4 protein-coding genes are annotated in these 5247 nt (G+C 71.5%); all 4 read left to right on the top strand.

Translation table 11 applies throughout. From position 1 onward, the window contains the following. Positions 1-874: DUF2334 domain-containing protein (locus ACFV4G_RS22115; protein ID WP_380442939.1), on the top strand; the 874-nt coding region annotated here is incomplete at its 5' end. A gap of 30 nt (positions 875-904) precedes the next feature. Continuing rightward, positions 905-1996, top strand: a complete 1092-nt coding sequence (locus tag ACFV4G_RS22110; protein WP_380442937.1) for a glycoside hydrolase family 113 — start codon at positions 905-907, stop codon at positions 1994-1996. Between the two features lie 80 nt (positions 1997-2076). Next, positions 2077-3222 (top strand): low temperature requirement protein A, encoded by a 1146-nt coding sequence (locus ACFV4G_RS22105; RefSeq protein WP_380442935.1) that lies wholly within the window; start codon positions 2077-2079, stop codon positions 3220-3222. A gap of 190 nt (positions 3223-3412) precedes the next feature. After that, the gene (locus tag ACFV4G_RS22100; RefSeq protein WP_380442932.1) at positions 3413-5155 is read left to right on the top strand and encodes a putative Ig domain-containing protein; all 1743 of its coding nucleotides are present in this window, start codon (positions 3413-3415) and stop codon (positions 5153-5155) included. Positions 5156-5247 lie beyond the last annotated feature (92 nt).

Raw genomic sequence — 5247 nt, 5'->3', positions numbered from 1 at the left:
GGCGACCACCGAGCGCCACCGCGCGTTCGTGCGCCTGGAGGACATCAGCCCGGGGTCGGACCCGACCGAACTGCGCACCATGGCCGACTACCTGGCCTCGCAGAACATCCCCTACGGGATCAACGTCATCCCCGTCTACACCGACCCCCGGGGCGTGTACAACAACGGGACGCCCCAGACCATCACCCTGGCCCAGGCCCCGGACGTCGTCGCCGCGCTCCAGTACATGCTCGCGCACGGCGCCGTCCTCATGAACCACGGCTACACGCACCAGTACAGCAACGTCAACAACCCCTACACCGGCGTCACGGCCGACGACTTCGAGTTCTTCCGCTCGCACGTCGACGCCGCCAACAACGTCGTCTACGACGGGCCGCCCGCCGAGGACTCCACCGCCTGGGCCCAGTCCCGGGTGACCGCGGCCCTCGCCGGCTTCGCCGCGGCCGGCCTGCCCAGGCCCGCCCTCTGGACCACTCCGCACTACGCCGCCTCGGCCGCCGACTACCGGGTCTTCGGCCAGAACTACACGGCCCGGCTGGAGCGTCCGCTGTACTTCGCCGGAACGCTGAGCGGCGCGCCCGTGAACCCCGGCCGCTACATCGGGCAGTTCTTCCCGTACGCGGTCAAGGACGTCTACGGTACGACCGTGCTCCCCGAGGACATCGGCAACTACGAGCCCGTGCCCGTCAACAACCACCCGGCACGGCTCCCGGCCGACCTGATCAACTCGGCCAGGGCCAACCTCGCCGTCCGCGACGGGGTGGCCAGCTTCTTCTACCACCCGTACTACCCCGTGGCGCCGCTCCAGCAGACGATCGACGGCATCAGGGCCCTCGGCTACACCTTCGTCGGCCCGATGGACCTGGCCAACTGAGCGGCCCGAACAGGTGAGGAGCTCTCAGCAGTGAACCCGGTGAAGAGGTCGGCCGCCGCCCTCGCGGCGCTGGCCGTCCTCTTCGTCGCCGCCGGATGCTCCGCGGAGTCCGGCGACGACGAGGACAAGCCCAAGCCCAGCCCCTCCTCGGCCGGTGCACCGCCGACCGGCCGACCCGACGACGGGAAGACGAGCGAGATGCGCGGCATGACGCTCCCCTCGTGGAACACCGACGACTACGACAGCCCGCAGGCCGCGACCTACATCCAGCAGATCGCCGCCACCGGCACCCGGTGGGTGACCTTCACCCCCACCTGGTACCAGGACCGGGTCACCGACTCGGCCATGCGCACCACCGACGAGACCGCCGCCGACGACAGCCTGCGCAACATCATCCGCCTCGCCCACGACGCGGGCCTCAAGACGATGATCAAGCCCCACGTCGACCTGACCAAGGGCGGCGACCGCGCCGAGATCAGGCCGTCCGACCCGGACGCCTGGTTCACCGCCTACCAGGGCCTCATCACCCACTACGCCCAACTCGCCACCGACAACGGCGTCGACCAGCTCGCCGTCGGCACCGAACTCGCCGGCACCTCCCAGGACGGCGCGCACTGGAGCAGCGTCATCGCCGCCGTCCGCGACCGCTTCAAGGGCCCGCTGACGTACGCCGCCAACTACGACGAGTACAAGAAGGTCCCCTTCTGGAAGGACCTCGACGTCATCGGCATCGACGCCTACTGGCCGCTGACCGACAAGGCGACGACCGACCCGGCCCAGCTGCGCCAGGCGTGGCAGCCCATCGCCGACGAGCTCGCCGCGTTCTCCCAGAGCCGGCAGCGGAAGATCCTCTTCACCGAGGCCGGCTACGTCAGCCAGCGCGGCACGACGACGGCCCCCTACTCCTGGACCGTCAGCAAGCGCGACGGCGACGCCGAACAGGCCGCCGCCTACGAGGCGTTGCTCGCCACCTTCGATGGCAAGCCCTGGTGGGCCGGCGTCTGCTGGTGGATGTGGGACGACTGGCCCGACAGCGGCGAGACGAAGAAGAAGCTCGCGTACACGCCCCACGGGAAGCCCGCGGAGGACGTCCTGAAGAAGTGGTGGATGCAGGCGGGGTGACGCCGTCGCGCGGGTAGGGCGCAGGGGCGCGGCCGGAGCGCCGCGGGGGCGGGGCGGCGCCGGGCGGGCAGAGTGGTCGCATGCAGGAGCACGAGGAGACGCCACAGGAACAGCGGGCCGGCTGGTTCGAGCTGTTCTTCGACCTGGTGTTCGTGGTCGTGGTGAGCGTCCTCGCCCAGGGGCTGCACGGCGACCCCGGGGCGAAGGAGTTCGGCACGTTCCTCGTGCTGTTCTTCCCGGCCTGGTGGGCGTGGGCGAACCTCACGGTGACGATCAACGTGGTCGGCTCGGACCGCCCCCGCGGCCAGGCCCTGCTCCTCGGGACGATGCCCGCGCTCGGGCTGATGGCCGCGGCGGCGCCGGAAGGGCTCGGATCGCGGGCGTGGGCGTACGCGCTGGGCGCCGCGTGGGTCCGGCTGGGGTTCTTCGCGATCTGGCTCGACCGGGCGCGGCGGCCCGGGAGTCCGCTGCCCGTCTGGCGGCCCGTCCTCTACTGCCTCCTGCCCGCGGTGCTCTGGGCCGTCTCCGCCGCCGTGCCGGGGTCGGGCAGGTTCGTCCTCTGGGGCGCGGCGACGGTGCTGGAGGTCGTGCTGCTCTCGGTGCGCGCCGGGATCAGCGCCGAGTTCTACGCCCGGCTGTCGGTCGAGCACCTCGTCGAGCGGATCGGCCTGTTCGTCGTCATCGTGCTCGGCGAGAGCGTCTACACCATCGGCGTCACCCTGTCCGCCCACTTCACCCGGGCGTCGGGGGCGACGGCGCTGCTCGCCTTCGTCGTGGTCGCCGAACTCGCGATGGTCTTCTTCGTCTGGGGCACGACGGAGGCGGCGCGCGGACTCGCTCACGTCCAGGCCGAACGGTCCGACCGGGCCATCCGCGACACGGTGATGTACCTCCCGTTCGTCCTGGTCTCCGGCGTGACCGTCATCGCCGCCGCCCTCGGCACCGCCGTGGCCGCGCCCACGCACCACCTGCCGGTGGGCGCCCGTTGGGCGTTGTGCGGCGGCGTCCTCGCCTTCTACACCGCCAACGCCGCCATCTCGCTGCGCTACGGCGACGGCCCGCGGACCGTCCTCGGCTGGTACCTGCCCGCCCTGCTCCTCACCCTGGCCGGCCTGGCACCCGCCTCGGTGTTCCTCCCCGCCTGGGCTGCGGTGGCCTGCGCGGCCCTGGTGGTGTTCGCCCTGGCCAAACTCGCCCGCCACCGCAGCGCCGCCCGACGGGGCTGACCGGCCGTCATCGTCACGGCGTCGCGAACTGACTGCTCGTATTCCGTTTATGGGGATGTGGAGGCGGTGCGGAACGTTGATTCGTCGCGTTCCGTTCAAGCGCCGCTTACTCCATCATGGAACGGTGTCCGGCGCGCCTACGCGCGTAGCACCGCCCCCCTGTACCCCCACTGCACGGAGGACTTGACCCATGCTCAGACGCCTCGACACCATCCGTCCCCTCGCCCTGGGGGCGGTCGTCCTGACCGTCCTCGCCGGATCGAGCGCCGTCCCCCACCGGGCCGCCGCGGCGCCGGCCACGGCGAACGCCACGACCGCCCCGGCCGCGGCCCCCGCCACCACCGCGCAGCACCGCGTCCTGTTCGACAACAGCAAGGCGGAGACCGCCGGCAACGCGGACTGGATCATCAGCACCAGCCAGCCGGACCCGCTCGCCGAGAACGCCAACCCGCAGTCGGAGACCGACTGGACCGGCGCCATCTCCGCCTGGGGCGTGGCCCTCCAGAAGACCGGCCAGTACAGCCTCAAGACGCTGCCGAGCGGCTCCACCATCACCTACGGCACCGGCGGCGCACTGGACCTCGCCAACTTCGACGAGTTCGTCCTGCCCGAGCCGAACATCCGGCTCAGCGACTCCGAGAAGACCGCCGTCATGACCTTCGTCCAGAACGGCGGCGGGCTCTTCCTCATCTCGGACCACACCGGCAGCGACCGCAACAACGACGGCTGGGACTCCCCGGCCATCCTGAACGACCTGATGACCACCAACTCGGTCAACAGCAACGACCCGTTCGGGCTCTCGGTCGACCTGCTCAACATCCAGACCGACAACCCGCGGGCGATCAGCGACGCCGCCGACCCCGTCCTGCACGGCCCCTTCGGCACCGTCACCGGCAGCATCATCCGCAACGGCACCACCTTCACCCTCAAGCCCGCCGACAACCCCTCCGTCAAGGGCATCGTCTACCGCACCGGCTACTCCGGCACCACCGGCGCGTTCTTCGCCACCAGCAGCTTCGGCAAGGGCCGCGTCGCCATCTGGGGCGACAGCTCCGCCATCGACGACGGCACCGGCGAGCCCGGCAAGACCGTCTACAACGGCTGGAACGACCCGGCAGGCACCGATGCCGCGCTCGGCCTGAACGCCACCGCCTGGCTCGCCGGCACCGGCAGCGGCAACACCACCGGCAGCGTCACCCTTACCAACCCCGGCGCCCGCACCGCCACCGCGGGGACGGCCACCAGCGTCCAGCTGTCCGCCACCGACACGGCCGGCGGCACCCTGACCTACGCCGCCTCCGGTCTGCCCGCCGGCCTGGGCGTCAACGCCACGACCGGCCTGATCAGCGGCACGCCCACCACCGCCGGCAGCTACTCCGTGACGGCCACCGCGACCGACTCCACCGGCCCGTCCTCCTCCGTCACCTTCACCTGGACCGTCCAGCCCGCCGGCGGCGGCAGCGGCTGCACCGCCGCCCAACTGCTCGCCAACCCGGGCTTCGAGGCCGGTTCGACGGCCGGCTGGACCGAGACCAACACCAGCGGCACCAGCACCATCAACAGCAGCTCCAGCGAGCCGCCGCACTCCGGCACCTACGACGCCTGGCTCGACGGGTACGGCACCACCAACACCGACACCCTCGCCCAGACCGTGACCCTCCCGGCCGGCTGCAGCACCTACAACCTCAGCTTCTGGCTGCACATCGACACCGCCGCGAGCAGCACCACCGCCTTCGACAAGCTGACGGTGACCGCGAACGGCACCACCCTGGCGACCTACTCGAACGTCAACGCGGCCGCCGGCTACCAGCAGCACACCCTCGACCTGTCCGCGTACGCCGGGCAGAGCGTGACCCTCAAGTTCAGCGGCTCGGAGGACTACACCAAGCAGACCTCCTTCGTCCTCGACGACACCGCCGTCAACGTGGCGTGATCCGGCCCGGGGGGGGGGGGGGGGGGGAGAGGCGGAGGGCGGGAGGGAGGGGGGGGTGGGGGAGCGGCGGCGGGGGGGTCGCGCGACAGTCG

Origin of the sequence: Kitasatospora sp. NPDC059747 (assembly GCF_042732955.1) — a bacterium.
Classification (GTDB): domain Bacteria; phylum Actinomycetota; class Actinomycetes; order Streptomycetales; family Streptomycetaceae; genus Kitasatospora.
Note: the sequence above shows the minus strand (reverse complement) of the source record. Positions and strands in the feature narration are given on the sequence as shown.